Origin of the sequence: Thermoproteus sp. CP80, assembly GCF_002077075.2 — an archaeon.
In the GTDB taxonomy this organism is placed as follows: domain Archaea; phylum Thermoproteota; class Thermoprotei; order Thermoproteales; family Thermoproteaceae; genus Thermoproteus.
This window is the reverse complement of the sequence record NZ_LCWM02000017.1, coordinates 3,373-28,667: the sequence shown is the minus strand read 5'-3', so window position 1 is coordinate 28,667 and position 25,295 is coordinate 3,373. Positions and strand designations below refer to the sequence as shown.

The window sequence follows — 25,295 nt, the reverse complement described above, 5'->3', positions numbered from 1 at the left end:
GCCGTCGCACCCCCATGCAGCCCAACCCCAAGATGGCAGACGAGCTGGCCAGGATATCGAGCGAGCTCTACGAGCACGGCTACATCGAGGCGGCGCGACTGCTCGAGGAGGCCAGGAGGATAGTGCTGGAGCTGGAGCGCGAGGCGTTTCTGACCCCAGCCACCGACTAACAGGGCTCCATATATTTCAACAACCCCCTTATCTCTTTGTACCTGCCCACCGGTATCACTATCAACGCGCCTCTGTAGTGGCCGTAGACGACCGCAGAGTCGTCGGGGGCAAGCGCTATGAAGGCCAGGGACAGCATGTCCTCCTCCCCCTCCACCAACAGGAGGGTCCCCGGCGTCCTCACGGCGTCCTCGACGGCGGCCCACGCCTCCTCGGTTATATAGCCAGGAGGATTCCTCACGGAGACGATCCTCGGAAACGCCTCGACCGTCCTGACGTATTCGCTTCTCCTGGTCTTGAGGTCCACCGCCGCGGCGTCGGGGACGAGGCCTGCGGCTAGGAAGTTGGCGGTCACGACGTCGCCCACGGTGTAGATCCTCGTCGCGCCGAAGTCCCTCGCCACCTCTACGGCCAGCTCCACGGAGCGAGGGGGGTCGCGCCAGATGGCCACAGGGTAGGGGAACGCGAAGATGCGCCTTCTGTCCTCCGGCACCTTCAGGCACCTCACAGCTCCACCGAGGCGCAGGGATACGGCACGTATATATCGACGCCGGGAGGGATCAAGGGCGCGTTGAGGTAGTAGTGGACGGGCATAAGGGCCCTCACGCCGGCCCTTCTGGCCATCTCCACGGCGTCGCCGGTGGCGCTGTGGCCCACGGCGTGCGCGGCCTCCTCCTGCCCCGGATTCCCCGAGACCTCGTGTATCAAGAGGTCGCACCCCCTGGCCAGCTCGACCAGGCTATCGCTCGGCGCCGTGTCCCCGCTGTAGGCCACACACCTCCCCCCGTGCTCCACCCTCACGTGCACCGTCTCGACGGAGTGCCTAGCCGGCGCGAACGCGATCCTCGTGCCGCCCTCCTCCACCTCGCCGTCCGGCGGCACCTCCACGGGGTCCATGTTCTGCTGTAGATGGGGCATGTCCACGGCCTCGAGGATCCTCCTAAGGGACGAGAGGACGGAGGCCGTCGCGACCACCTTCAACCTGCCCCCTCCGCGGCGGGCCATCAGGAGGAGCGTGGGCGCGCCCAATATGTGATCCCCGTGGGCGTGCGTTAACACAAGGACGTCGGGAAGCGCGAGGCCGCATTGGGCGAGCCTCGCGTAGGTCCCCTCGCCGGCGTCCAGGAGAATCCGCCTATCGGTCTCGACGTATATGGCCGGATAGCCCAGCCACGGGCTGGAGATCCAGCCGCCCAGCCCCAACACGACCACCCTCATGGAGGTCTGGAGAGCCCCACTATTTATCCCTCGAGTTATCCCTCGAGGAGCCGCCGCGCTCCGTATACATATATCCGTATACGATAAGCTTATATACGTATATCCGTATACGCCTATGTCCACCGCCGTGATAAGCGTAAGGATCAGAAGAGAGTTGAAGGAGAGGGCTAAGGAGCTCGGGATAGATGTCAGGGAGGTCGTGGAGAGGGCGCTCGAGGAGGCCATAAGGCGGAGGGAGGAAGAGGAGCTCGCAAGGGCCCTCGAGGCGTTGAGGGGCGCCCTCTCCCGCATATCCGAGGAGGAGTGGGTGGGCGCAGTGCGCAGCTCTAGAGATGAGCGTTGAGTATCTGTTGGACGCCTCAGCGTTGTACGGGCTGGTCGCCCGCTACGACAGGTGGATAGGGCATAGGGAAAGGCTCGCCATCCTCCACTTGACCGTGTACGAGGTTGGAAACGCGTTGTGGAAAGAGGCGAGGGCCGGCAAGCTGCCGTGGCGGGAGACCGCCGGAGCCCTCTCGCGCGTGCTGTCGGCCTTGAAGGTGTTGGACGACCCCCCTCTCGAGAAGGTCCTGGAGGTCGCCGTCGAGAGGGACCTGACGTTCTACGACGCGAGCTACGCCTACGCGGCCGAGACGCTGGGCCTTTCGCTGGTCACGCAGGACCGCGAACTTCTGAGGAAATCCCGCGCGGCGATGGACGTGGCCGCGTTCCTCGCGAGGCTGTAGGCCGCGCCGCAGTCCGGCGAAGGCCCGTCCCGGGTCTGCGATGAGTTAATAACCACGGGCCCAGCTATATGCGGTGATGAACCTGACCAATCGCGATGCGTGAGCTGGCGGCAGCTGGCTGACCGCCACGCCGCACGGAGCACCCCAGCCGGGGCTAGCCACGGCGGAGGCAGGTCAACAATGCGGCGCGTAGACCCTACACGGATACCGCTTCGGCGATCGACATGTAGTTTTTCGCGTATAGGCCACGTAAAAATATCCGCATGCCCATCTACCTATATGGCGCGTAGACAAGTTCTGGCCATAGCCCTGGCCGCGGCCCTCCTGGCGCTCCTCGCGCTCCGCCTGCCCGGCGCCCCCGCTAGAGGGCAACCTACGGCGACTCCGGCGCCCGCTCCGCCCAGCGCCCCTCCCGTCTACGTGTTGGGGCCCCAATCGCTCGTCGAGGCGATCGAGAGGGCGGGCCTCAACGCAGTACCCATAACCACGGCCGACCTCTCCAAGATACCGAACGGAAGCGTCGTGGTGGTCGACTGGGCCCAGCTAGAGACGGCCCGCGGCGCGCTTAACCTCACCAGCCCGGCTGTCCAGGCCCTAGAGGGAATCTTCGCGAGAGGGGGGCTGGTGCTTGCCAACTCCAGCGATCCGGTTGCGGCGGAGCTCCTCCTCTCGTACGCGGCGGCTAGAGCGGCCGGCGTGAAGTTCGGAGACCACTACCTGGCGGCGGCGCTCGTCCTGCCGGGCGGCGAGACTCTAGTCGGCGCCGCGGCCCTGAGAAACGGGAAGACGACCGCCCTGCTCGTGGGGCCAATCCGCCCGGACCGTCTGGCCTATGTAGCCGCCAACTGGGCCCGCCTCAAGTCGGCAGACAACCGGCCGGCCGCAACTGCTATGGCCGATCCCACAGACATAAACTGGGATCCCTGCTACGCCACATATACGCAGGCCCTACAGTCGGGCGGCTTCGGCAATAACATCTTTCTCTGGGGTATGCAAATCTTGGGGAGCCAAGGCGCGCCTACCTCGGACAGCTACGGCGTTATGGCGGTTGAGGACAACTACGGCGACATTTTCTACTATGACTCGTGTATACTAATGGCAAACTCGTTAACGTTTCCAAACCAAAACCCACCGCAGATACCTGCAGCGCTAATGGGCGACGTGGCCTATTACATGACTCCGAGCGGGGGCAACGAGGTGTATATAGGCGGCGGGGTCTCTTCGCAGGGCCCCGGCGCTCTGGAGGAGCTGATAGGAGGCTTCGACGCGTACGCCAGCTACCAAGCTATGCTCGGGGGATCTACAAACGCCTTTGTGGCGGCGCCGCCGTCCAGCTACCAGCCCGACTCTAGCTCTACACCCGTCGGCTCCTTCACTATAGACATCGGCCTAGAAGGCCTCAGCGTCACTTACGAGCCGGAATTGATAAGTTGGCCGTATATATCGGTATCACAGTCGCCGTGGACCTCGACGACTATCGGCGGGCAAGTTGCCTTCAACGCGACGTGGACGTTCATCTACAGCGGTCTCTATGATATATCCAATTCTGTGGACGTCATAGATGGCTTCATCGTGGGACCTGGTGAGGGTGCGGTGATAGGGCTTGCGAACTACTCGCCCGGCAACACCTATTGGCTCTGGCTACCCTTCAACGCCGAGGTGATGACGACCTGCTGGAGCGCCTGGACCCGCGCGGACTGGCTAGTGGGCCTCGTACCTCAGTCAAGCAGTTCCATCACCATCAACACGGCGACCCTCGACCTCGTTCTGCAGGAACCCACGCCGAGCGGCTCTTGGATATCCGGCTACGCGATATACGGCGGCCCTCCGTACTGCCCCATAAGTCTGAGCGGGCCGTAGCCGGCTTAACCCCACCCATTCTATTTCCCCCTGCGGCGGTAGCCCTCCAGCCACCCCCTCTGAGGGGGCGCAGGGCCCCCTTTTCAACCGTCGGTGGCGCGGGTCCGCGCGTCGGGCCGCATCTAGACCCTGCCGGTTTCATGAGGTCGGCCGAGCGGGGGCGACTGGGCGTAGGCGTCGCTTAACGGCGCGCAGGCGCATGCGCGGCGGAGGCGCTGGGCCCGACGCAGATCCGCGAGCCTCTGCGGAATTCCGGCGATCGGCCGCCTGCCTCGCGGGGATGCGGGCCTAGGCCGCCCCGGTCAGCTCACGACGTCTTCGAGCCTCCCTCTGTCTCTGGCCAGCTCCAGCTCGTGTGCTATCCTTTCGCCCATGTCCATAGGCCTGTCGAAGTAGAGGACGGAGTAGGGCGAGCCGACGCCCATATAGACGTTGGTCCCCGCCACGATCCTCCCCGAGAACTCGAAGACGACTATGGAGAGGTCGTCCCTTATTATGGACTCGAGGCTGTAGGGCCCCTTCATCTCCTCGCCGAGGGCCTCGCGGACGGCGTCGGCGAACGCCTCGCCGTATTTCTGCACCGCGGGGAGCAGGGATTCCCGCAGCACGAGGGGGAAGTTGGCCACCACCACGAACGTGGGCTCCGCCAGGCCGAACGTCCTCCCGTCCACGTTGGACTCGTACCTCACGTCCATGCCGAATAGCTCCACCCTGCCGTATATGGGCGAGGCGAAGTAGTGGTAGTACGCCGGTACGCCGAAGACGTACTCCTGGATTATGTGGGGCTCGTTGACGCCCTTGAGCCTCTCGAGGAGCTCCTCCCTATTCTTCGCGAAGAAGTAGCCCCTGCCGCCCTTGGCCCCGAAGAGCTTCACTATGACGGGGCCGTCCACCTCGTCGGGGGAATAGCTCCTGGGCGTAGGTATGCCTGCCCTCCTCAGGAGGTCCATCTTCCTGTATTGGTCAGCCTCTATCTCGACGAGGCGCCTCACGCCGAACGTGGGCACCGGCGCCTCGAGGGCCTGCCTCCAGCCGACGTACTCCACGTAGGACCCGTGGGGGATCAAGACGGCGTTGTTCTCGGCCAGCCTCTCGGCCACGGGCCGGAAGTTGGAGAGGTCGGCCTCCCACACCTCGTCGATGAATTGAAAGCGCCTGTAGAACCAGGCCGAGCTGGGGCGGGCCACCGCCAATGTCCTGAACCCCCGCCCCTTGGCGGCCCTCAGTATCTGGAGCGCCGTGTGGGACGCTATGGTGGCCACCGCCAGCCTATCGAGGTCGTACCTCTTCAACAGCGCCTCGATCATGTCGTCACCTCCTCGAGCCTCCCCTGCCTTACAGCCTCCTTTATCTCCATGGCTATCCGCCTGCCTATCGAGATCGGCCTCCCCCAGTAGAGCTTGGAGTACTGGCCCCCTATCCCCATGTAGGCGTTCGTGCCTCCGCCTATCCTGGGGGCCACGTCGTAGACCACCAGATCCAGCTCGGGCGTCACGATGAACTGGAGGGTGAAGGGCCCTATGACGCCCGGCTTGACGAGCCTCGCGGCGGCGTCGACGAAGCGGTGCCCCAGGTCGAAGACCTTCTCCAGGAGGCTCTCCCTCAAGGTGGCCGGCTCGTGCCCCACCTCTATGTACCTCACGTCGGGGTCGAGGTCCAGCTGGTCCCTCGCGGGGAGTCTGAGCACGCCGTCGAGATCGCTCTGTATCCTCCTGTCGAAGCTGTGCAGCTCGAGCCGCCTATATATCGGCGACTGGAAGAAGTTGGCGTTGAAGTGGGCGCCCAGCACGAGCTCCTCTATGGCCGCGCCGGAGAGGTCCTCAAGCCTTATTATGCCCCTCTCGGCCAGCCTCCTGGCCTTGCGCATGAGGTCGTCCCTGTCCCTGGCCACGAAGAACCCCCGCTCCACCCTCCTCGCCGCCTCGGGCAGCTTGACCATGACCGGCCTATCCACCTCGTCGGGCGAGGCGTAGGTCCTCGGCCTCCTTACGCCGGCCTCGTCGAGAAGCCTGTAGTAGCTGTGAGGCCCGACCCTCTCCTCCCACCTCAGGAGGTGGCGGTTGCCGAATATGGGGATGGGGAACTCCCTCTCTATCGCGTCGTAGCCCACATACACGGCGAAAGACCTGTTGGGGACGAAGACCGAGCCCTTGAGCCTGTGCGCCTCCCTTATTATATCCCTGTAGTCGTCCAGGACGACCAGCTCGTCTACGACGGGGAACTCCCTATAGGCCCTCTCCCGCCCCCTCTTGGCCACCGCTATGGTTCTAAGGCCCTCGTCCTTGGCGCCGTCCAGCACGTCCAGGGCGCTGTGGGAGGCCAGCACCGATATGGATACCGACATAGCGACTTTAATTTATGAATTTTAAAAAGTTGCGGAACGCCGGACGGCCATCGTCAGTTATATTAAGCGGATGAATAATTAGCCGGCCCTCAGCCTCCAGACGCTCGGCGGCACGACGCCGCTCCTCCTGGCCAGAGGTATCTCCCGATATCTGCCCAGATCCATCACCACTACCCTCCCGTAGAGGCCCCCCAGCTCGTAGACGTCGCCGGGCCTGCCGCCGGGAATCGGAACCAGCCTGACGCCCAGCGGCTTGTCGAGGGCTGTGGCGAGCGCCATGACGTCCGCCACGAGCGCAGCGACCACGTCGGGCGGCGCGTCGCCGGGTATGCCGGCCATGTCTATGCCGGTGTTGCAGACGGCCGACATGGCCTTCAACGAGTCGAAGCCCAACGCCCCCTCCTCGGCCGCCTTGGCCATCAAGGCGTCCTCGCTGACGGGTATAAACGCGCCGCTTAGGCCGCCTATTGTGGAGGTGGCCATGGCGCCTCCCTTCTTCACGGCGTCCACGAAGAGGTGGAGGGCCAGGACGGAGCCCGGGGCGCCGGCCCTCGGGAGGCCCATGGCCTCGAGTATCCCCGCCACGCTGTCGCCGACCTTGGGCGACGGGGCCACCGAGAGGTCCACCGCGCCGAACCTCACGCCCAGCTCCCTCGCGACCTCCCTCCCCACGAGCTCGCCGAGCCTCGTGACCTTGAACGCGGCCCTCTTTATCGCGTCGTGTAGGGTCCTCAAGTCCGCGTCCTTCATGTTCCTCACGACGGCCTCTATGACCCCGGGGCCGCTCACGGCAACGTTTATCACGGCGTCGGGGAGGCCGAGGCCGTGGTGGGCCGCCGGCATGAAGGGCACGTCCTCCGGCACGTTGGCAGTCACGGCGAACCTCGCCGCGGCCTCGGGCCTCATGGAGAGGACCGCCTTCGCGGCCTCCAGGACGGCGTCCATGTTTATGCCAGTGGCCGTGGAGGCGGCGTTGACGAACCCGCCGAGCCTCTTGGTGGAGTTCAGGGCGTCGGGCAACGCGTCGATGAGGGCCCTGTCGCCTCTCGACACGCCTGCGTGCACGAAGGCGGCGAATCCGCCGACCATATCGACGCCGTGGGTCTCCGCCAGGTCGTCCAAGGCCTTGGCGATCTCGACGGCATCCTCGGCGCGGCCCAGCGGCTCGAGCATCACGCTGACCGGGCTCACGGCGAGCCTCGCCGTCACTATCCTGACGCCGAGCTTCGCCGCTATTTTGTCCACCGCGGGCCTGAAGCGCTCTAGATGCGGCCCCAGCAGGCTCCTCAAGGCGGAGAGGGCAGACCCGACGTCTCCGCGTATCGCCGGGAGCGTGTTGACGCTGAGAGTGACGGCGCGTATGTCCAGCTCGCGGAACAGCACCATCTCGAGGACCTCCCCTATCTCCTCAGGCGAGAAGGCCCTCATATCCTCTGCATATAGCGGAACACGTCTATGTGGTGCACGGCGACCATGACGCCGAGCTTCCTCCCCACCTCCTCGAGCTCCGCCCGCAGGCCCGCTATGTCCACATCGGCCTTGGATATGTCGACCACCATGACCATGGAGAATATGTCGCGGACCACCGTCTGGGCTATGTCCACTATGTTCGCGTTGTGTCTGGCCAAGACGCTCGTTATGCCGGCCACTATGCCGACCCTATCGGCGCCCAGGACTGACACGACGACGAGATCCACGGAGGGAACTATATAGGGTATATAAATATCGGGCGCGGCCGGCGCCGCCGCGAGGCCCCGCAAGCTCCCCCGTCTACCTCGGCGGAATCGGCGACGGCCCCAAATGGCGCCGGGGGCCCTCGACCCGATCCAAGCCTCGCCGGACCGTCGGTCGGCCCATATCGGCGTCTACGCCCGCGGACCGCGCCGGTTCCCGACGGCCGTCAGCGCGGCTTGGGTCGCCGCGGGGCGTAGAAGCCGCCCTCCCTAGCGCGTGAGCGGCGCCAGTTTTTCGAGTATCTTCCTCAGCTCCTCCCTGTCTCTGTCGTCGACGGGCGGAAGGGGCTCCCGCGGCGGCCCCATGTCTATGCCGGTGGCCATCTGCGTCGCTATCTTGTAGAGGGTGGGCCACTTGCCGCCGAGCTTCCCCGTCAGCCCGCAGCCCCCCATGAAGCGCCAGAGCTCCATCAGCTTCCTGTGTATCTCGACCGCCTCGGCGATTCTCCCCTCCCTCACCATGTTGTAGAGCCTCAGCTGCAGGGGGCCCAGGAAGTTGGGGCCTCCCAGTATCCCGCCGTGGGCCCCCACTATGAGGCTCGGCACGAAGAACATGTCGACGCCCTGGAGGACGGAGATCCTGCCCCCGACCAGATATATCAGCTCCATGTGGTAGCGGAAGTCGCCCGAGCTGTCCTTGACGGCCGCCACCTGGCTGTACTCCGACGAGACCAGGTCGAAGACCTCGGCCGGTATGTTGTAGCCCACCGCGAGGGGGATCGTGTAGAGCACCGCGGGCATGTCGACGGCGTCCAGCACCTTCTTGTAGAAGGCATATATGCCGGCCCAATCGCCCTGGACGTAGTAGGGCGGGGTTATCAACACGGCGTCGACCCCAACGTCCTTATACCGCCTGGCCATCTCTATGGTGCTTATATGGTCGCCGGTGCCCGTGCCGGCTATCACGGGCACCTTGCCGCCCCCCACCTCCACCGCCAGCTCGGCCACCTTGACCCTCTCCTCGGGGGTCAGCTTGGCCACCTCGCCGGTCGACGAGGAGGGGAACAATCCGTATCCCTGCGAGGCGAGCCTGGCCAGGAGGTCCCTCAGGGCCTCGTAGTTGACGCCGTCTTTTCTAAACGGCGTGACCGTCGCCGCTATGACGCCCTCGAGCCTCATGTAGGGACCGGGGAGGCCGTTAATATCTATTCCCGGCGGGACAGTGCCCTATATGCGATAGGCGCGGCGATGCCCATGGAGATGCCCAGCGCGGCCAGCGCCAGGGACCTCCTGCCTGGGTACAGGACCAACAACAAGACGCCGAAGGCGATGGACATAGCGCTCAGCGCGTAGAGGAGCATCCCCAATCCCCTTTCCATAACTGCTCCAGTGGATCTATTTAAAAGTTTAATAGCGCAACACGGCGGCGCATCCGCCCATGGCGGTCAACATCTGCCCCGCCTCGCCCTCAGCCGGCACGATCCTCACGGCCCCTCTGGCCGAGAAGACCAGCCTTAACACCTCGGCGTATTCCTCGGCCCGCTCCTTCAAGGCCTCGTCGACCACGGCGAACATGCGCACCCTCCCCTGCGCCGCGGCCTCCCTAACCGCGTCGAGGCCGACGGCCACCAGCTCGGGCCTCTCCGAGGCCAGCCTGAGGACCTCGCCCAGCGCCTCCGAGCCCAAGATCTCGCGGTAGGCCTCGAAATGGCCGCCGCGCTGGAATTCGTACACGCCGGCGAGGCCCCCCGACGACTGCGGCGCCAAGTCGCCCTTTATATACCGCGCCGCCATCTCTACATACAGCTGAGGGCCTGCGAGCACAACCCTATCGGGCCTGAGCCTCACTCTGTATTGATCCACGGCCTTCGCCACCTCTCTGAAGAACGGGCCGAGGGCCTCCTCCTCGGAGTCGGAGCCCGCCTCCTTAGGCCTTCTGTTCTCCAGGACGCCCAACAGCTCGACGCCCAGCGCAGTTATGTGGGCCACCGCCGCCTCATCCCCGTCGATGGACACCAGGAGAATCCTCGGCAGGGCTACAGACGCCAGCTTCGCCACCTCGTCGACGAGCTCCATGGGGTACGACTCGGGCTTGGCGATCTCTATCTCTCTGCCGGGCAACACGTCGAAGGTGTGCCTCCTGCCCTTGACGCCCTCCAGATCGCCCCCCACCTCCACGACGGTGCCCCTCACCCTGAGGCTCCCCCGGAACTTGTGGTACTCAAGCGCCTCGACCCTCACGGCCAGATACACCTTTATCCTCTCCCCCTCCTTGGCCCCCTCGGGTTTGTACTCCCTTACGGTCCAGCCCCTCACCACATCCCCCCGGTCCACCAGGAGGTAGACGAAGTAGAGATCCTCGGCCCTCTCCGGCAGCACGTCTATCAGCCTCCGCCTCCTGTCGACCGAAAGCCTCACGGCGCGATATCGGGCGTGACGTACCAGGCGAGCCTCCAGCCGGCCTCGCCCCTCTCCAGCCTCGCCACGCCGGAATATCTAAACTTGACGACCTCCCTCTGGGGGTCGCCCACCAGGAGGAGCGACGCCAGCCTCGAGAGGTGGGGCAGATGGCCCACCAGCATCACGTCGGCCGCCAGAGCCTCGGCCCTGGAGGCCCAGATGCGCGGGTCGTCGTTGGGCGCAAGGCCGTCGACCTTCCTGACGGGTGCGCCGAGGCGGCGCGAGAATATCTCAGCCGTCTGCCTCGCCCTGGCCTTCCCGCTGTGGAGCACCTCGGCCACCTTGACGCCTACTATATGAGCGTCTGGGGGCTGGCGACGCCCGGCGCGAGCTCGTCGAGCTTCTTCAGCCCCTCTATTATGTCCTCCACGACGCGGTGGGGGAGGGCGAGCGATATGTCGCCCGGCGTCACGTCCTTCAGCGTGGGCGAGATGCTGGACCTCCTTATCCTCTCCCAAGTGGATCTCTGGCCCCTCTCGAGGTCGTAGAGGCGCTGTATGAGGGGCTTGCCGCCTCCGAGCTTGGTCGCAAGCCTCGCTATGGATTTGCCGTACTCTATGGTGTCCTCCATGGGATCGGTGAGCCTCAGCGTGACCAAGAAGGCGAAGTTGGTGTTGTCGCTCTTCCTCTCGAGGTAGGCCTCGCCGTTCACGCCGACTGTGCCGTCGGAGTAGACCTCCTTGACCACGAAGCCGCGGGGGTTTGTGCAGAAGGTCCTCGCCTTGTCGTCGTACTTAGACGTGTAGAGGATCACCTTGGGGTCGTGGACCGCGTCGGTGAGGGGCCTCATGACCTGGTAGGGCACCTCAACCCTGACCCCTATATCTATGGGGCCGAAGTCCAGCTTGGCCCCCAGCCCCCTCAACGTCGAGACCAGCCACTCTGCCCCTCCCCTGCCCGGCGCCAGCAGGACGGCGGGCGCCTCGAACACCCCCCTGCTGGTCTTCACCACGAATCCCTCCCGGCTCCTTTCGACCGTCAGCGCCCAGGTGGAGGTGTGGAGCGAGACGCCGCGGCCCTCCAGATATTGGGCCATCGCCTCAACCACCTTGCGCGAGCCGTCGGTGCCCAGATGCCTCTGCCTTATGGGCACAACCCTGGCGTTGACCCTAGCCGCTATGGAGGACAGCTCGTTTATGGCCTCCAAGTTAGGCTCGTACACGTCGCCGGGCGCGCCGAACTTCACGAAGACGGAGTCCACATACTCTATGAGGCCCATGGCCTTGTCCCAATCGCCCACCAGCTCGTGCAGATCCCCGCCGACATCAGGCCGCAGGTTTATGAGGCCGGAGCTGAGCGTGCCGGCGCCCCCCACGCCGTACATTATGTGGCAGGGCACGCAGAAGGTGCACCTCTGGAGGGGGGTCTGCAGGGGGCATGTCCTGCTCGACGCGCGCAGGCCGCCGTCCAGCAGAGCCACGCGGAGGCCGCCGGCCTCGGCGAGCTCGTACGCCGCGAACATCCCGGCGGGGCCGGCCCCCACTATGACCACGTCGAACCTCCCCACGTAGGCGTCCAGCGTCTTCAGGCGGGTGAGGTACTGGCTTATCACGGGGGCTCCATGAACCTCTTTAAAAAGCTGACCGGGGATTTCGTCCGAGCAGGGCGGCGTGGCCCATGCATCGGGGACGTGGGCCTCGGCGCCGTTTTTAACTACATGATTAAACGAGGCCGGGCAATCTTTTAATTACCTCTCGGTTTAGTTTATGTGATTACAGTAATAGTGGACGGGTTCTTCGGGGACACAGGCAAGGGCAAGATAACGGCGTATCTGGCCCTGAGGGACTCGCCGAAGCTCTGCGTGAGGACCGGCGCTCCCAACGCCGGCCACACGGTCGTCCACAACGGCGTGCAGCACGTCTTGAGGTCTCTGCCGAGCTGTTTCGTGGACCCCTCGGCGGTCCTGGCGGTGGCCCCCGGCGCGCTCATAAGGCTGGACGTCTTCGCGGCCGAGGCGGAGAGGTACGGCAGGGGGAGGACCAAGGTGGACTACAACACCGGCGTCATAGAGGACAGACATGTGGAGGCCGAGAGGCGAGACGAGCACCTGATGAAGACGGTGGGCTCCACCGGCCAGGGCGTCGGGGCCGCGATGGTCGACAGGGTGTTGAGGCGCCTGAGGCTGGCAAGGGACTTCGAGGAGCTCAAGCCGTATCTCGCCGACGTGCCCGCCATGATACGCGGGCTGGCCGACGGCGGCGTCATAGTAGAGGGCACGCAGGGCACCTTCCTCTCGCTCTACCACGGGACCTATCCCTACGTCACCAGCAGGGACACGACGGCGTCCGGCGTGGCCAGCGAGGCGGGCATCGGGCCTAAGGACGTGGACGAGGTGGTGCTCGTCTTCAAGTCCTTCGTCACCAGGGTCGGCAACGGCCCTCTGCCGGGCGAGCTGTCGCCCGAGGAGGCCGAGAGGAGGGGCTGGGTCGAGAGAGGCGCTGTGACGGGCAGGCCCAGGAGGGCCGCCCCCTTCAACCTCGAGCTCGCGAGGCGCGCCGTGGCGCTGAACTCGCCGACGCAGATAGCCATAACGAAGCTCGACGCGCTCTTCGGAGACGCCGCCGGGAAGACCAGGTGGGAGGATCTCCCCGCCGACGCGCGGAGGTGGGTGGACCAAATAGAGGCGGAGCTCGGGAGGCCCGTCACCCTGCTGGGCACGGGGCCCGAGGTGGGGCACGTTGTCGATCTCCGCAGGGCCAAGGGCGTCCTCTAGGCGCGGCGCCTCCGCGGCGGCCCGCCTCCAAGTCCATCGTCTGGGTATACCTTAAGCCGATCGGTCCGCTAGGCGGGATGGGTCTGCCCGCCTCTGCAAGCCTCCAGCGCCAGCGCCGAGTCTATTAGCTCCCTCACGGGCCAGCCCCGCGGCAGCTCGCCGGCCCCTCCTCCGGCCTTTGCGATCCTGTAGGCCTCGCCCCTCCTGGCGCCCCTCTTGATCAGCTCCAGCATGCGGAACTCGCTGGTGATGTGCGGCAAGGCGGCCTCCAGGTTGCGCCTTATCCTCTCCTCGTCTACCCGGAGCGTCCTCAGCACGTGGGCCGTCGCGGCCAGTATCTCGTCCACGGCGAGGAGCGCCTCGGGTATCCAGATCCTCTCGTTGGCCGAGTTGGTGAGGTCGCGCTCGTGCCAGAGGGCCACGTTCTCGTGCGCCACGACCAAGAGGGATCTGACGTACCGCGCCAGGCTCACAACCCTCTCGCTGTTGGTCGGGTTGGCCTTGTGGGGCATGGCCGAGGACCCGCCGCCCACCGTCTCGAGGACCTCCCCGATCTCGGGCCTGGAGAGCTCCCTCACCTCGGTGGCGAGCCTCTCGGCGACTTCCGCCAGCAGGGCGAGGGCCGAGGCGAGATAGGCGAAGGACTCGCGGGGCGCCACCTGCGTGGATATGGGGTGGAACGGCATGCCCAGCCTTCTGCCCACCGCCTCCCTCAGCCTCAGCCCCAGGGGGCCCCAAGACGCCATGGTCCCCACGGCGCCTCCCAGCTTCCCCCTTATGCTCTCCTCCGCCCCCTCCAGGGCCCTGCAGGCTATGTACAGTTCATAGTAGTAGTTGGCGAACTTAAAGCCGAGGGTGATGGGCTCCGCCCACTGGCCGTGGGTCCGCCCGACCGCCGGCAGGTCGGCGTATTTGAGCGCAAGCCTCCTCAGCTCCTCGGCGACGGCGCGGCCCCCCTCCCGTATCGCCCCAAGCGCCCTTCTGATCAGAAGGGCCCACGCTGTGTCTATCACGTCGTTGGAAGTAGCGCCGTAGTGGACGAAACGGCATCCGCTCCTCTCCTCGAGGAGCTGGACCAGCGCGAGCACGTCGTGCCTCAGCTCCCTCTCCAGCTTGTACACCTCGTCGGCGGAGACCGAGACCTGCGAGACCGCCTCGCAGCACCCCCGCTCCGCCACGCCCAGCTCCTCCAGGGCGCAGACCAACGCCCTCTCCACCTCGACGTAGAGGTCGACGATGGACTGCCTGGAGAAAAGCCTGCGGAGGCCCTCGGAGCCGTAGCGCCAGTCGAAGGGCGATATGGGCTCCATGCAATACGGGCGTCCTAAAAATATAGGCTCCGCCGGTCCGATCGGACTACGGTCAGCCGGACGGGGCTAATGCCTAAAACCATCTGTAATCGAGCTCCCGTGTGCATCGAGGCGGTCAAGGCCTATTCGCCCGAGTCGGAGAGGGCCGCCGGAAAGCTCGGCATAAGGCTCAGCGGCGATGCCGACTACGTGCTCGTCTACGGCACGGACCGCGAGATATTGGAGGCGTTGAGGAGCAGGGACGAGGTGGTTGTCGGCATATCGCCCCGGGGCATAGACGCCGAGCTGGCCTTCGCGTCCGAGGATCTGTACCCCCTGGTGGCATCCCGGGCCGAATGCACCGTGGTCAAGATACCGAGGCTCCACGCGGAGTCCGGGGGATCTGTGGTGAGGGCCGTCAACGAGGTCGCTATATTCCCCAGGAGGTCGGCCGCCCTGACTTCCTACAAGGTCCGCGTGGACGGACGCATCGTCTTCAGCGACGTGGCCGACGGAGTGCTCGTGTCGACCCCCCTCGGCTCGTCGGCCTACGCCAGATCGGCGGGGGGCCCGGTGATAGACCTGGAGGCGGAGGTCCTCGAGATAGTGCCGGTCAACTCCACCTCCAGAAGGCCGCCGTACGTGGTGCCGCTGGGCAAAAGGATAGAGATTTCGGACGTGCGGTCCAGATTCCTGCCCGAGCTGATAGCCGACGGGCGCACGAGGATCCCGCTGGCCGACGGGAGGGCCGCCGTGTGGGCCGGATCGGCGGCGAGGCTGTTGAGGCCCGTCGCGGCCAGGAGGGAGGCGGAGCCGGCGGGGAGGCTCTCCCCCTCCATGAGGTACGTCCTCAAGACCCTCGAGGAGAGGGGGCCCTTGACGTCGAGATCGATAGCGGAGTTCACAGGCCTGCCCCTGAGGACCGTCGAATATGCGCTGAGCGCCTTGAGGAGGGCCGGGCTTGTGGAGGCCAAGATGTTCGGCGGCCTCAGGGTCTACTCGATCAAGCCCTAGCGTAGTGCCCGCACATTCGGCAATAGCCGTCCCTCAGCCCGTATCCGCATACGGGGCACTGCGGCTCTCCGCCCCTCTCGTACGTCAAGCCCCTCTCCCTGAAGGCCTTGTAGAGATATTTCGCCGCCCCTTGGACCGGTATGTCGGCGGCGTACCCCTCGGCCCTCCGCGCCAAGACGTCGTAGAGCGCCGAGAAGCCGCTGCCGACCTCTATGGGGTCCTTCCTCCGCCAGACGATCGAGTCGGGCAGAAGGCCTTGGAACTGCCTCCTGACTATATACTTCCCGACGCCGTCCCTCACCCTCTCCTCAGCGGGGATGGATAGGGCGTACCGCACGACCTCCGGGTCCAGATAGGGGGCCTGGACCTCGACGCCCAACGCCCTCCCCACGTCGAAGGCGCAGAAATACCATCCGCCTCCGGCCAGCCTGCGTATATATTCGTCGAGTTCCCTCGGCCCCATCCTCGACATGTATTCATATCCGGCGAAGAGCTCGTCGCCTCCGTCGCCGGTGCAGACCCTCCTCACGCCCATCTCGGCGGCGGCCTTGATGCTCACGTAGGCCGCGGCGCAGTTGACGACCTCCATGGGGTTGAACACCTTCAAGATGCCCACGACGTCCTCCGCCGCCTTCACCGCCTCCTCCTCGCCCACCCAGCTCACGACAACCCTCAGCCTCAAGGCCCTCGCGGCCTCCAGGAGGTGGGGCAGATCGGCGCCGGGAGCCGGCGCGTACTGCGTGTTGAAGCCCACGGGCCTGAGGTCCACCCTCCGCAGGGCCCACGCCACGGTGGCCGAGTCGAGGCCTCCCGACAGCAGGACCCCGTCGCAGCGGGCGCGCGAGGCGGCCTCGGCCAGGAGCTCGGGGAGGCTCATAGGAGGGCTATGTAGTAATCGCCGTACCTCCTGACGTCGCGGCACCTATAGGATATGGAGCCCCGGCCTCCGACCCTCACAGCCAACGTGTGGTACTCGCCGCGCTCCCCTATGGGATCCACGCCCAGGGCCCGAGCCTTGCCGAGGAACGCCTCGGCGTTGCGGCGGCCCACCAAGTCGCACACTAGATCGGCCGCGCCTGCCCCTATAACCAGGAAGTCCATGGCCTCCGCCTCCCTCAGCAGGAGCTCCCCCGGGTCGAGGCCCCAGAGGGGCTCCCTCAGCCTGGCCCCGGCCTCGCCGGCAAGCCTCTCCATGTACTTCAGATGGTCCTCGATCGCCTGGTCGCCCGCCACCAGCTCGGAGACGCCGAGCTTCCTCAGGAAGGCCGCCTCCTGCTCGAGCTCGCGGCCTCTATCCACCTTGAGGATCGCCAGAGGTACCCCCAGCGCGTTGGCCAGCTCGACGACCTTCGGGAGGTTCAGGAGGTGGGGCGACGGCCTGGGAAACTCGTAGACAAACGTCACGAATATATCGACTGGCCACTCAAGAAGCGCGGCGTAGACGCTGTCCTTCCCGCCGGAGAACAACGCGGCCTTCACATGCCGTAGATGGGACAAATATTAAAATATTGGATTCAGATCCCGCATCGGCGAGGGCCCCGTCCGTAGCCCTGAAGGGCGAAATTATTTAAAGTGGCCCCCATTGAGGGGCTATGTCGGCCTTGGCCCAGAAGAGCTGGAAGGAGTTGGTCTTGACGGAGGGCCACCCCATGAAGCGCATATACATAGAGAAGGTCGTGGTGAATATCGGCGTCGGCGAGGGAGGAGAGAGGCTGGAGAAGGCGCGGGCTCTCCTCGAGGAGCTGACTGGCCAGACGCCGTCGGTTAGAAAGGCCAAGAAGAGCATAAAGGAGTGGAACGTAAGGCGGGGCGAGCCCATAGCCGTCGCGGTCACCCTCAGGAGGGATAAAGCCGTGAAGTTCCTCGCGAGGGCCCTCGAGGCCGTCAACAACAGGGTGAAGTCCTCAAGCTTCGACGAGAGGGGCAACGTCTGCTTCGGGATCAAGGAGCACATAATGCTCCCGGGCGTTAAGTACGACCCAGCCGTCGGCGTGTGGGGCATGGACGTCTGCGTCAGGCTGGCGAAGCCCGGGCTGAGGGTCCAGCTGAGGCGGCGGAGGAGGAGCGAGGTGGGCAGGGGCCAGACCGTGACGAAGCAGGAGGCCATAGAGTTCTTCCAGAAGGTGCTCGGGGTGCAGGTCGACTAGCCATAGGGAAAAGGCCAGCTCCCTCCGGGTTGTCGGGTTCGAGGACGGCCGGGAGGTCGACCTACGGCCCACGGCTCAATTAAGGGCTGGCTCCCGGCGCTGGCTGTGCCGCGAATCAGCCTAGATCATCAACGGGATCTCTCTCTTCTGCTGTCCCGACTGCATTAAGGCCTCTATGTTCTTCTCGACCAAGAACGCGTACTTCTGGGCGTGTTCCTGCATTTTGGATGTGTCTATAGGCACGCCCGTTATCTTGCTCACGGCGTCTATCAGCTTGAGGGCCGCGGCCACGTCGGGCCCGACCCTTCCGACCAGGTCGTTCAGTATCAACATGACGTCTCTATGGCTTCCGACCCTCCCGCTCTCGACGAGCCTCTTGACCGCCGTCAGGAGCTTGGATTCGGCTAGGATGAGCGCTCCGTCTATGGAGCGGCCCAGCACTGCGTCCAGAAAGGCGCCCTCGAGACCGGCGACCGTGGCCTCCTTGAGCGGCGTCAGCCCATACGACTTGAATCTATCCACAAGATGCTCCTCGGTGACGAAATAGACCACGTCGCCCTCCCCGGCCGCGGCGGTGGCCGAGAGGCAGATCACGTCCCTCACCTTGTTCTCCTCGGCCCAGTCGAGCACCTTGCCCACGAACTCGGCGTATATCTGAGGCGGGACAGGCATGTGTTGCCTTATGGCGAGGAGCCCCGAGTCCTTGTTGTAGAATATCCTGTGGGGCAGCTTCGCCGCGCCGTTGACGACGGCCACGACAGGCGGGAGCTCGGGTATCCTTATCGCGCCGATCTCCTCCATGTTGAGGAGATCTATGACGTACTCCACCGCTATTACTCCCGCCAGCGAGGGCTCGGGACATGCGAGCAACAAGCTGGTCCTCTTGTCCCTCGGCAGGGCGCTTATCTTGAACTCCAGCTTCATCGCGGTAAGTGAATTGTTATTTTAAAAACACTATGCTTGTTCCATGAGGGCGATCGTATACCACGGCAGGGGCAGTTCCCCCGAGAAGGTCGACTGGCTGGTCGAGCCCCTGAGGGGGCTGGGCTACGAGGTGGTGGCCCCCTCCATAAGGGATGTGGCGGACGCCTACGAGATAGGCCTCTCGTCGCTGCCGGTGGGGGTGGCCGCAGGCCACAGCATGGGCGGGACCGCCGCGTTGCTCCTGGCCGCCAGGAATCCGGGCAAGGTGGGCTGCGTCGTGTCCGTCGCCGGGCCTGTCGACAGGAGGCTCCAGCTACGGTGGCTGGAGGGCAAGGGCGATAGGCTCTCCAAGAGGCTCGCCCACGAGCTGGCGGCCTTGGGCTCCCAGCTCGACGAAACTTCGCCGTCGCGCTACATAGGGCAGGGCATGCCGCCCGTCCTCTACATCAGAGGCGATAGAGACGACGTGGTGCCCAGAGCCCATGTGGACGTACTCATAGGCCTCGCCGACAAGTTCGGCTTTCATGTGGACGTGGTGGAGATAGCCGGCATGGGCCACACGCCGAGGAGCGACGAGGAGAGGGAAAAGGTGGCTAAGGTCATCGCCAACTTCGTGGAGAAATACGCAGGGAGGTCCTAGCCTACGGCTTTTTCGCCGTCCCTAGGAGACCTTGGGTATTATGCCTTTCCCCGTGACCAGCCTATTGACCTTGGCCTTATCGACCTTGTACACGCTGACGGCTACCTCCTTTATTAATTTATCTGATGGCTTGCACTTCTGGAAGCCCAGCTGCAGGCAGTAGCTGTACTTATATATCTTCAGGTCGTTGGGGCTCCTTATGGCGTCGGTCGCTATGAGCTCGGCGACCTTGTAGGCCGTGTAGAAGGCCATGTACCGCACCAGCTTCTCCTCCATGTCGGTATATACGGCCTCGGCCGTCCTGACCGCCTTGACGAAAAGCGGCTCCGAGAAGACCCCTAGGACCGTGCCCGTAAATGCGTACCTCAGGAAGCGGAATATCTTGTCCTCCAGATCCTTGCCCTTTATGTCCGCGACATGTCTCTTGATATTCTCCTTGGTTTCGTCGGTCACCACCTCGGTGATGTTCCTGACCATATCTAGAACCGCATGCGCCTTGTTCTCTATGTAGAATAGATTGTCCAGATCGCCGGGCGCCATGGCGCCGGCGCCGTAGATGCCCACTATGTGGACGGTGGCCAGCTCCTTGTCGAATATGGACTCGGTCGAGAAGCCTCTGAGCGGCTCGACGCCGCGCCTCCTGTAGGCCTCCCTCAGGGCCTCGACCAGATCCAGCCTGGCCCTCGCCTCGCCTCTGAGCGCCTTCTCGAGGACCTCCAGGGCCGCCTCTACCCTCTCACGATGCAGCTTTTTTATCTCCATTTTTGGGCTCGACTATAAGCCTTGTCGGGAGCGGTAGTTTCGACGCGGCCCTCCTCAGGGCCTCCTTGACGTGCGGCAGATGCTCCGGCTTGAACTCTACGTACATGAGGACCTGTCCCCTCTCGACTCTGGCCGCCCTGCCGGCGGGCGACCCGAAGTTGAGCCTCATGCCCTCCTGCAGACGGTCGGCGCCCGCCATGGCCAGCATCTTGTTTTCCCTGATCACGTGGTGGGGGTAGACCTCCAGGCGGAAGTAGTAGTTGGGGTCGCCCACCTTTACCGACAGGTATTTGTAGGCCATCTGGCGCGCCGCCTCGAGGGCCTGCGCCTTTATCTGGCCTCTGCTTTCGCTCAACAGCCTGGCCGCCATGGTGAAGGCCTCCCGCGCCGACGGCGACGTGTTCCCCATGTCGAACTTGGGTATCTGGACGTAGGGGGCCCCGTGTATATATTCAAGCCTTGTGTAGGGCGGCCCCTTTATCCTTCTGTAGCATCTAGCAGGGCGCACCGGCATAGGGGGGAGGAGGCTTCTCTATTTAAGTCTAATGCCGCAGCGTCCCCCTTCGACCTGCCGGGCAGATATGCCGGCTGTAGCCGATGCCGCCGGCCGCAGACGGCGCTTCGGTCGGCGCAGAAACGGAGGCGCGTGGGGCGCTATTTCGCAAGCCCCTCAGCCCTTCTTCCTCTGCATCAACGACATCACGGCCTGCACCAGATCGCCCTTGGCCTCCCTCAGCGCCTGTTCCGCCTCCTCCCTGGTGGCGCCCGTCTGCTCCACGACTAGGTTGATGTCCTCGTCTGTGGGCGTGTAGCCGCCGGCCGCCTGCTGCTGGACCTGCCTCTTCTGGGTCTTGACCGAGCCCTCCTGGGCCTGTACCTGGTAGACGAGGACCTTGTTGGGGAGCTTCAGCAGGGCGACCGCCGGCCCCTCTATGCGCAGCACGTCGCCGTTTCTGAGGCCTATCTCCACATAGGCGGCGTCCACCTCCTCCATCTTTATGCCCATCCTCTTGAGGTACCTCTCGAGCTCCCTGGGGTTGAGCGAGAACATCAGCCCAGAAGGCTCCGGAGGGCTTTAAATATGACCTCCATATCGCCTTGATAGACGCCTTGGGCGAAGGTCTTGGAGCCGCCTCCCTTGAATCCGTACTTCCTCAGCTCGGCCGCTATGGGGCCTACGTCGATCCCCCTCCCGCTGTAGAGCTCCAGCCTGTCGCCCCTCTTGACCACGAGCAGCAGACGCGGGTTCTTGGAGGTGGCCGCCGCCGCCACGGCTCTGGCCAGATCCTCGTCGTCGAGCTCCAGATAGGCGAGGTCGGCCTTGGGGAGCCCCTCGGCGCGTATCCTCTCGGCGAGCAGGTCGGCGTATGAGGCGGCCAGCCTTTTGTACCGCCGCTCTAGCTCCGCGGCCTTGTCCAGGTGTTTGGCCAGCTGGGATGTGACGTCCTCCCTGCTCGCGCCCAGCGCCTTGGCTACGGCCGAGAGGTCGGAGTCCAGCTTCTGGATGTAGTCCACCGCATGTCTGCCGGTGGTGAAGATGAAGCGGACCACGCCGTCGGCGATGCGCTCGACGCGGACCACCTTTATGGGCCCGATCTCGCCAGTGCTGGAGAGATGGGTGCCGCCGCAGGCCTGTACGTCGTACGGCGCGTCCTCAGGCCCTATCCTCAATATCCTTATCTCCCTCGCCGGCACGACGCCGCCTTGGTATATTATGAAGCCGAACTTCGCCTCGGCCTCGTTCCTGGGCATTGTCAAGGCCTTGACGGGCACGTTGGACATCACCACCTGGTTGGCCAGCCTCTCTATCTCGGCGATCTCCCCCTCTGTGGGCAGCTTGTAGTGGGTTACGTCGAGGCGGCTGAAGGGTATGTCCTTCTGGGCGCCGGCCTGCCATATATGTCTGCCCAAGACCCTCCTGATGCTTTGTATCAAGACGTGGGTCCCCGTGTGCATCCTCATGAGGGATATGCGGCGGTCCCAGTCTATCTCGCCGACCACCTCCTCGCCCTCCCTCGGCGCCGGGCCCTCCACGACGTGGACTATGACGTTGCCCAGCCTCTGCACGTCGACCACCTTCGCCTCGCCTCCGCCGTGCCTCAAGACGCCTCTGTCGGCCGGCTGGCCTCCGCCCTCGGGGTAGAACACCGTGGCGTCGAGGACCACGTACCTCCCGTCTATCACCCGCAACACTCTGGACTTGGCGGAGCGCCGGTAGGGGTCCTCGTAGAAGAGCTCCCTGGTCCTCGGCAGATCGGCCACCTTGGCCAGCTCGACCGGTATCTTGGAGGCCTCCTCCCCCTCCGCCTTCCTGGCCTGATGCCTCGCGGCGAGTCTCGAGTAGAAATCGTCGGGCACCTCGGCGTCTGCCCCCAGCTTCTTCGCGGCGTCCCTCGCCACCTCGGGCGGCACGCCGAAGCTGTCGTAGAGCTCCACCAGATCCTCCGCGCCCAAGGCCCTCCTCCCCGCCCTCTCCAGGGCCTTCTTGACCAGCGACGGAGCCGCCTTGAGCACCTCTCTGTACTTCCTCTCCTCGAGGTCCATGAGCTCGAGGATCACGTCGCGGCTCTCCCACACCTCGGGGTAGTCGTCCCTTAGATACTTCAGGTGCAGATCGAAGAGCTCGACTAACGGGGCCTCCAGCCCGGCCAGCCACAGGCCGCGGAGTGTCCTGCGTATGAGCAACCTGGCGAGATAGCCGGCCCCCGTGTTGGAGGGCACGACGCCGTCTGCGACCATCCAGGAGACGGTCCTGCTGTGGTCGGCCAGGACGTAGAGCGCCTCCTGGGGCCTCATGACGTCGCGGAACTCCTGCGGCGATACGCCTATCCTCCTGGCCACCTCGTCGTATGCCCTCTCGAGGCCCAGGACCTCGGGATCCATCTGGCCGAAGAACACCGAGGCCTTCCCCAGGAGATCGGCGGGGGGCTCGGGCACCCCCAGCCTCTGCCTAACCGCCGAGAGGAAGGGCCCGAAGACTGCGTCGTAGACCGTCGGCGAGCCCTTCGCCATCCAGTATATGCGCTCGAGGCCGTACCCCGTGTCGACTATCTTGAGGGGCAGCTCCACGTACTTCCCGTCCTTGACCTCGTAGTGCATGAATACCAGGGTCGCCACCTCGAGGCCTCTCACGAGCACCTCGAAGCTCTCGCCGGCGTTGCCGCCGCCCTCCCAGATCGACTCCTTGAACGTGACCTCGTCCTCGGCTATGCCCAGCTCCTTGGTGAAGAACTCGTAGGCGTACTCCGTGGTCTCGCCGATCCAGTAGACGTATTTGTCGGGGTAGTTGAAAGCGTGATGCGCCATCATCTCGAAGCCCGTGAGGTGGCGCCCGCTCCTCCCCACCTTATCCACGTCGGTGAGCCTTATGGAGGGCTGGGAAATCGTCAGCGGGTTGGCCGGCGGCGGGACGGCGCCGCTTGTGACCCAAGGCTGGAAGTCGTAGATGGAGGCGCCCACCAGGAACACGTCGTCCCTCCACCGCGCCACGACGGGGTACCGCCTAATCCTCGCGTGGCCCCTCCTCTCGAAGAACGAGAGGAACCTCTCCCTCAGATCCCTGATGTTGTCCACGGCGGCTCTCACCGGCGAGTTGCCTATAAAGCCGTAGGGGACGCAGGGCTGGTCCCCGCAGTAGACCTGGTCGGCCCTCTTGGTCCAGAAGTAGGATTTACATATAGGGCATTGCCTCCTGTAGAAATGACCCGACTCGAAGAGCTTGGTGGAAAGCACGGATGGGTTGAAATGAATATTAATATTTGGCGGAGGCCTAGGTCAGGATTTCAGCTCCGCTGAAGTCCTCTCACCGATCGGCTGAACCCCCTTCTCATCATATCGTATGGAGACGCATTCGGTCTTTATATCGCTGGGGCACCGCCCTATGGCGTAGAGGACGTCGGGCGCCGCGAGCTCCAGGAAGGCCCTCAGAGGCCTTTCGGGATCGAGCAGAGGGGCCTTCACGACGGCGCCGGCCGCGTACCTGTGGCCGCCTCCGCCCATCGCCGTCGCTATCTTCGTGCAGTCGAACTCGCTCCCCCTCTCCGCGCCGCAGTAGAGCCTGTACCTCCTCCGGCCCAGCCTCACGAATATGTTGACGTAGACGGCGCCCTTCTTCTGTAGGGCTATGGCCAGCGACCTGTAGGATATGGGTAGCTTCACGGGGCTGTAGACCGCCAGGACCCTTCTGGGGGGTATCGCCGAGGCGATCGCGTCGACCATCGCCGCCAGCCTCCTCCCCCTCTCGACCAGAGCCGCGATGGCGGGATCCTCGAGGGCCTTGAGGCCCCTCTCGGCGAGCGCCCGCGCCACGAGCAGCTTCTCGCCGTAGTTCGCGTAGCGGACGGCTAGGTCCAGATCCCGCACGGCCTCGTCCACTATATTGGCCGTGTCGGTCTGCCGGGCCGCCTCAGCTATCTGCTCGGCCACGGGGTCGCCCGAGAGGCCAAGCGCCTCCAAGGCCAGGAGGGCGGACGCTGGCGCCTCAGGGTCGTAGAACTCCTTGGCCGCACAGGGCCTGTTGGTCACGTGGTGGTCCGCCCTGAGGTCCGCCTTGCCGGGGCAGGGCAGATCCGCCACGAAGCTCCACCGGAGCCATCTGACCCAACGCCCCCTCTGGACGTCGGTCGGGTAGGCGAGGACGACGATCCCGTCGGGATGCCGCCTCAGGAACAACGCGGCCGACGCTATGCCGTCGACGTCGTTGGCGTCGCAAAGCGCCAAGGGCCTCCCCGCCGCCTTTGCGTGGAGCGCGTCCAGTAGCCTCATGGCCGTCGGGCGAAGGATATTTAAATAGCCTACGCCGAGGTGGCGTTGGAGCTGGGCTTCGTGGGCCGCCGGCGGTGCTTCGAGGAGGCCAGGAGGTACGTCTTCGAGCTAGCATACGGGCCGAGGGACGTCACCATAGTCGACTCGGCCGTGGGCGGCGCGGGCGTGGCCCTCGACTGCTCCGGCGACCTCCTCCTCCAGCTCTTTCTGGGTCTGAGCTCGGCGCTCTCCGGCGCGGTGCTCGGCGTAGATCTCGGCGCGGTGAGGAACGGCGTGGTCATGGTCTGGCGGGGCAACCCCCTGCTCCACGCGGTGGTCCCGGCCGAGGGCCTCAAGAGGATCCTGTCCGGAGTCAAGGGCGTCTCCGAAATATCCGTGGGCTTCTCCCCGTACGTCGATCCCTCCGAGATACTCGGCGTGTTGAAAGCCCTCTGCGGCGCCGCCCCCCGCGTCAAGCTGGTGGACGAGAGCAAGGCCTCGCGGGGCCGCTACTGGCTGAGGCGGAAGTACCCCGGGCTGGCCGAGGACGAGATAGACGCCCTGAGCTTCGTCTTGGCGCGGGGTATTGCACTGGATATATGCCGGAAACCTTAA

At 64.8% G+C, this 25,295-nt stretch carries 28 protein-coding genes; 8 read left to right on the top strand and 20 right to left on the bottom strand.

The genetic code is table 11. From position 1 onward, the window contains the following. Positions 1-166: 166 nt before the first annotated feature. Together B7L68_RS04835 and B7L68_RS04830 are read right to left on the bottom strand one after the other, a co-directional pair. On the bottom strand, positions 167-676 hold the full coding sequence (locus B7L68_RS04835; RefSeq protein WP_081246554.1) for a GTP-dependent dephospho-CoA kinase family protein: 510 nt from the start codon (positions 674-676) through the stop codon (positions 167-169). Beyond that, positions 673-1,386, bottom strand: coding sequence for an MBL fold metallo-hydrolase (locus B7L68_RS04830; RefSeq protein ID WP_081246553.1), 714 nt, complete (start codon positions 1,384-1,386; stop codon positions 673-675). The genes B7L68_RS04835 and B7L68_RS04830 overlap by 4 nt, the downstream gene beginning before the upstream one ends. Before the next feature lie 115 nt (positions 1,387-1,501). Here B7L68_RS04830 and B7L68_RS04825 point away from each other — a divergent pair, with 115 nt between their 5' ends. From B7L68_RS04825 to B7L68_RS04815, 3 genes are all read left to right on the top strand, one after another. After that, on the top strand, positions 1,502-1,729 hold the full coding sequence (locus tag B7L68_RS04825; RefSeq protein ID WP_081246552.1) for a type II toxin-antitoxin system CcdA family antitoxin: 228 nt from the start codon (positions 1,502-1,504) through the stop codon (positions 1,727-1,729). Then, positions 1,719-2,111: a type II toxin-antitoxin system VapC family toxin gene (locus B7L68_RS04820; RefSeq protein WP_081246551.1), complete on the top strand. Its 393-nt coding sequence runs from the start codon at positions 1,719-1,721 to the stop codon at positions 2,109-2,111. Before B7L68_RS04825 ends, B7L68_RS04820 begins: the two co-directional genes overlap by 11 nt. Positions 2,112-2,390: 279 nt before the next feature. Then, on the top strand, positions 2,391-3,971 hold the full coding sequence (locus tag B7L68_RS04815) for a hypothetical protein (protein WP_081246550.1): 1,581 nt from the start codon (positions 2,391-2,393) through the stop codon (positions 3,969-3,971). Positions 3,972-4,273: 302 nt separating this feature from the next. Here the strand turns inward: B7L68_RS04815 and B7L68_RS04810 are convergent, their stop codons facing one another. From B7L68_RS04810 to B7L68_RS04775, 9 genes are all read right to left on the bottom strand, one after another. Further along, positions 4,274-5,275: a formate--phosphoribosylaminoimidazolecarboxamide ligase gene (locus B7L68_RS04810; RefSeq protein ID WP_101958009.1), complete on the bottom strand. Its 1,002-nt coding sequence runs from the start codon at positions 5,273-5,275 to the stop codon at positions 4,274-4,276. Further along, positions 5,275-6,315: a formate--phosphoribosylaminoimidazolecarboxamide ligase family protein gene (locus tag B7L68_RS04805; RefSeq protein ID WP_081246548.1), complete on the bottom strand. Its 1,041-nt coding sequence runs from the start codon at positions 6,313-6,315 to the stop codon at positions 5,275-5,277. The genes B7L68_RS04810 and B7L68_RS04805 overlap by 1 nt, the downstream gene beginning before the upstream one ends. Positions 6,316-6,393: 78 nt before the next feature. Further along, positions 6,394-7,743 carry a PFL family protein gene (locus tag B7L68_RS04800; RefSeq protein ID WP_081246547.1) on the bottom strand — a complete coding sequence of 450 codons (1,350 nt, stop codon included), beginning with the start codon at positions 7,741-7,743 and terminating at the stop codon, positions 6,394-6,396. Then, positions 7,740-8,012, bottom strand: a complete 273-nt coding sequence (locus B7L68_RS04795; RefSeq protein ID WP_081246546.1) for an ACT domain-containing protein — start codon at positions 8,010-8,012, stop codon at positions 7,740-7,742. The genes B7L68_RS04800 and B7L68_RS04795 overlap by 4 nt, the downstream gene beginning before the upstream one ends. Before the next feature lie 246 nt (positions 8,013-8,258). Further along, on the bottom strand, positions 8,259-9,167 hold the full coding sequence (locus B7L68_RS04790; RefSeq protein ID WP_081246545.1) for a dihydrodipicolinate synthase family protein: 909 nt from the start codon (positions 9,165-9,167) through the stop codon (positions 8,259-8,261). A gap of 26 nt (positions 9,168-9,193) precedes the next feature. Next, positions 9,194-9,367, bottom strand: a complete 174-nt coding sequence (locus tag B7L68_RS08860) for a hypothetical protein (protein WP_193432469.1) — start codon at positions 9,365-9,367, stop codon at positions 9,194-9,196. Positions 9,368-9,395: 28 nt separating this feature from the next. Then, on the bottom strand, positions 9,396-10,406 hold the full coding sequence (locus tag B7L68_RS04785; protein ID WP_081246544.1) for a pelota family protein: 1,011 nt from the start codon (positions 10,404-10,406) through the stop codon (positions 9,396-9,398). Further along, a complete protein-coding gene (locus tag B7L68_RS04780; protein WP_238136333.1) occupies positions 10,403-10,729 on the bottom strand; it encodes a histidine phosphatase family protein in 327 nt (108 codons plus the stop codon). The genes B7L68_RS04785 and B7L68_RS04780 overlap by 4 nt, the downstream gene beginning before the upstream one ends. An 11-nt stretch (positions 10,730-10,740) precedes the next feature. Continuing rightward, on the bottom strand, positions 10,741-12,000 hold the full coding sequence (locus B7L68_RS04775) for an NAD(P)/FAD-dependent oxidoreductase (RefSeq protein WP_238136332.1): 1,260 nt from the start codon (positions 11,998-12,000) through the stop codon (positions 10,741-10,743). A gap of 156 nt (positions 12,001-12,156) precedes the next feature. On the opposite strand from B7L68_RS04775, the gene B7L68_RS04770 reads away from it, so the two are divergent. After that, positions 12,157-13,161, top strand: coding sequence for an adenylosuccinate synthetase (locus B7L68_RS04770; RefSeq protein WP_081246543.1), 1,005 nt, complete (start codon positions 12,157-12,159; stop codon positions 13,159-13,161). A gap of 68 nt (positions 13,162-13,229) precedes the next feature. Here B7L68_RS04770 and purB read toward each other — a convergent pair whose 3' ends face one another. After that, a complete protein-coding gene (gene purB / locus B7L68_RS04765; RefSeq protein WP_081246542.1) occupies positions 13,230-14,471 on the bottom strand; it encodes an adenylosuccinate lyase in 1,242 nt (413 codons plus the stop codon). Between the two features lie 99 nt (positions 14,472-14,570). Here purB and B7L68_RS04760 point away from each other — a divergent pair, with 99 nt between their 5' ends. After that, positions 14,571-15,464, top strand: a complete 894-nt coding sequence (locus B7L68_RS04760; protein ID WP_081246541.1) for a winged helix-turn-helix transcriptional regulator — start codon at positions 14,571-14,573, stop codon at positions 15,462-15,464. Here B7L68_RS04760 and B7L68_RS04755 read toward each other — a convergent pair. Together B7L68_RS04755 and B7L68_RS04750 are read right to left on the bottom strand one after the other, a co-directional pair. Further along, positions 15,454-16,341 (bottom strand): asparagine synthase C-terminal domain-containing protein, encoded by an 888-nt coding sequence (locus B7L68_RS04755; protein WP_081246540.1) that lies wholly within the window; start codon positions 16,339-16,341, stop codon positions 15,454-15,456. The genes B7L68_RS04760 and B7L68_RS04755 overlap by 11 nt on opposite strands. Then, positions 16,338-16,943, bottom strand: a complete 606-nt coding sequence (locus B7L68_RS04750; RefSeq protein ID WP_081246539.1) for an ATPase — start codon at positions 16,941-16,943, stop codon at positions 16,338-16,340. Before B7L68_RS04750 ends, B7L68_RS04755 begins: the two co-directional genes overlap by 4 nt. 113 nt (positions 16,944-17,056) lie before the next feature. Between B7L68_RS04750 and B7L68_RS04745 the strand changes: the two genes are divergently transcribed. Continuing rightward, positions 17,057-17,611, top strand: a complete 555-nt coding sequence (locus B7L68_RS04745) for a 50S ribosomal protein L5 (RefSeq protein ID WP_081246538.1) — start codon at positions 17,057-17,059, stop codon at positions 17,609-17,611. Between the two features lie 120 nt (positions 17,612-17,731). Here the strand turns inward: B7L68_RS04745 and B7L68_RS04740 are convergent, their stop codons facing one another. Then, entirely contained in the window at positions 17,732-18,535 is an 804-nt protein-coding gene (locus B7L68_RS04740) for a proteasome assembly chaperone family protein (RefSeq protein ID WP_081246537.1), read from the bottom strand. A 43-nt stretch (positions 18,536-18,578) separates the two neighbouring features. Between B7L68_RS04740 and B7L68_RS04735 the strand changes: the two genes are divergently transcribed. Then, positions 18,579-19,175, top strand: a complete 597-nt coding sequence (locus B7L68_RS04735) for a S9 family peptidase (RefSeq protein WP_081246536.1) — start codon at positions 18,579-18,581, stop codon at positions 19,173-19,175. A 21-nt stretch (positions 19,176-19,196) separates the two neighbouring features. Here the strand turns inward: B7L68_RS04735 and B7L68_RS04730 are convergent, their stop codons facing one another. The 5 genes from B7L68_RS04730 to B7L68_RS04710 all read right to left on the bottom strand — a co-directional run bounded on the left by B7L68_RS04730 (position 19,197) and on the right by B7L68_RS04710 (position 24,701). Further along, complete coding sequence (locus B7L68_RS04730) at positions 19,197-19,937, bottom strand: DUF2192 domain-containing protein (RefSeq protein ID WP_081246535.1); 741 nt, start codon at positions 19,935-19,937, stop codon at positions 19,197-19,199. Further along, the gene (locus tag B7L68_RS04725) at positions 19,912-20,451 is read right to left on the bottom strand and encodes a 50S ribosomal protein L16 (RefSeq protein WP_081246534.1); all 540 of its coding nucleotides are present in this window, start codon (positions 20,449-20,451) and stop codon (positions 19,912-19,914) included. The genes B7L68_RS04730 and B7L68_RS04725 overlap by 26 nt, the downstream gene beginning before the upstream one ends. A 156-nt stretch (positions 20,452-20,607) precedes the next feature. Further along, complete coding sequence (locus B7L68_RS04720; protein WP_081246533.1) at positions 20,608-20,988, bottom strand: nascent polypeptide-associated complex protein; 381 nt, start codon at positions 20,986-20,988, stop codon at positions 20,608-20,610. Next, positions 20,988-23,669: an alanine--tRNA ligase gene (alaS, locus tag B7L68_RS04715; protein WP_081246532.1), complete on the bottom strand. Its 2,682-nt coding sequence runs from the start codon at positions 23,667-23,669 to the stop codon at positions 20,988-20,990. Before alaS ends, B7L68_RS04720 begins: the two co-directional genes overlap by 1 nt. Before the next feature lie 42 nt (positions 23,670-23,711). After that, the gene (locus tag B7L68_RS04710) at positions 23,712-24,701 is read right to left on the bottom strand and encodes a Fis family transcriptional regulator (protein WP_081246531.1); all 990 of its coding nucleotides are present in this window, start codon (positions 24,699-24,701) and stop codon (positions 23,712-23,714) included. Between the two features lie 39 nt (positions 24,702-24,740). Here B7L68_RS04710 and B7L68_RS04705 point away from each other — a divergent pair, with 39 nt between their 5' ends. Beyond that, positions 24,741-25,295, top strand: coding sequence for a hypothetical protein (locus tag B7L68_RS04705; RefSeq protein ID WP_081246530.1), 555 nt, complete (start codon positions 24,741-24,743; stop codon positions 25,293-25,295).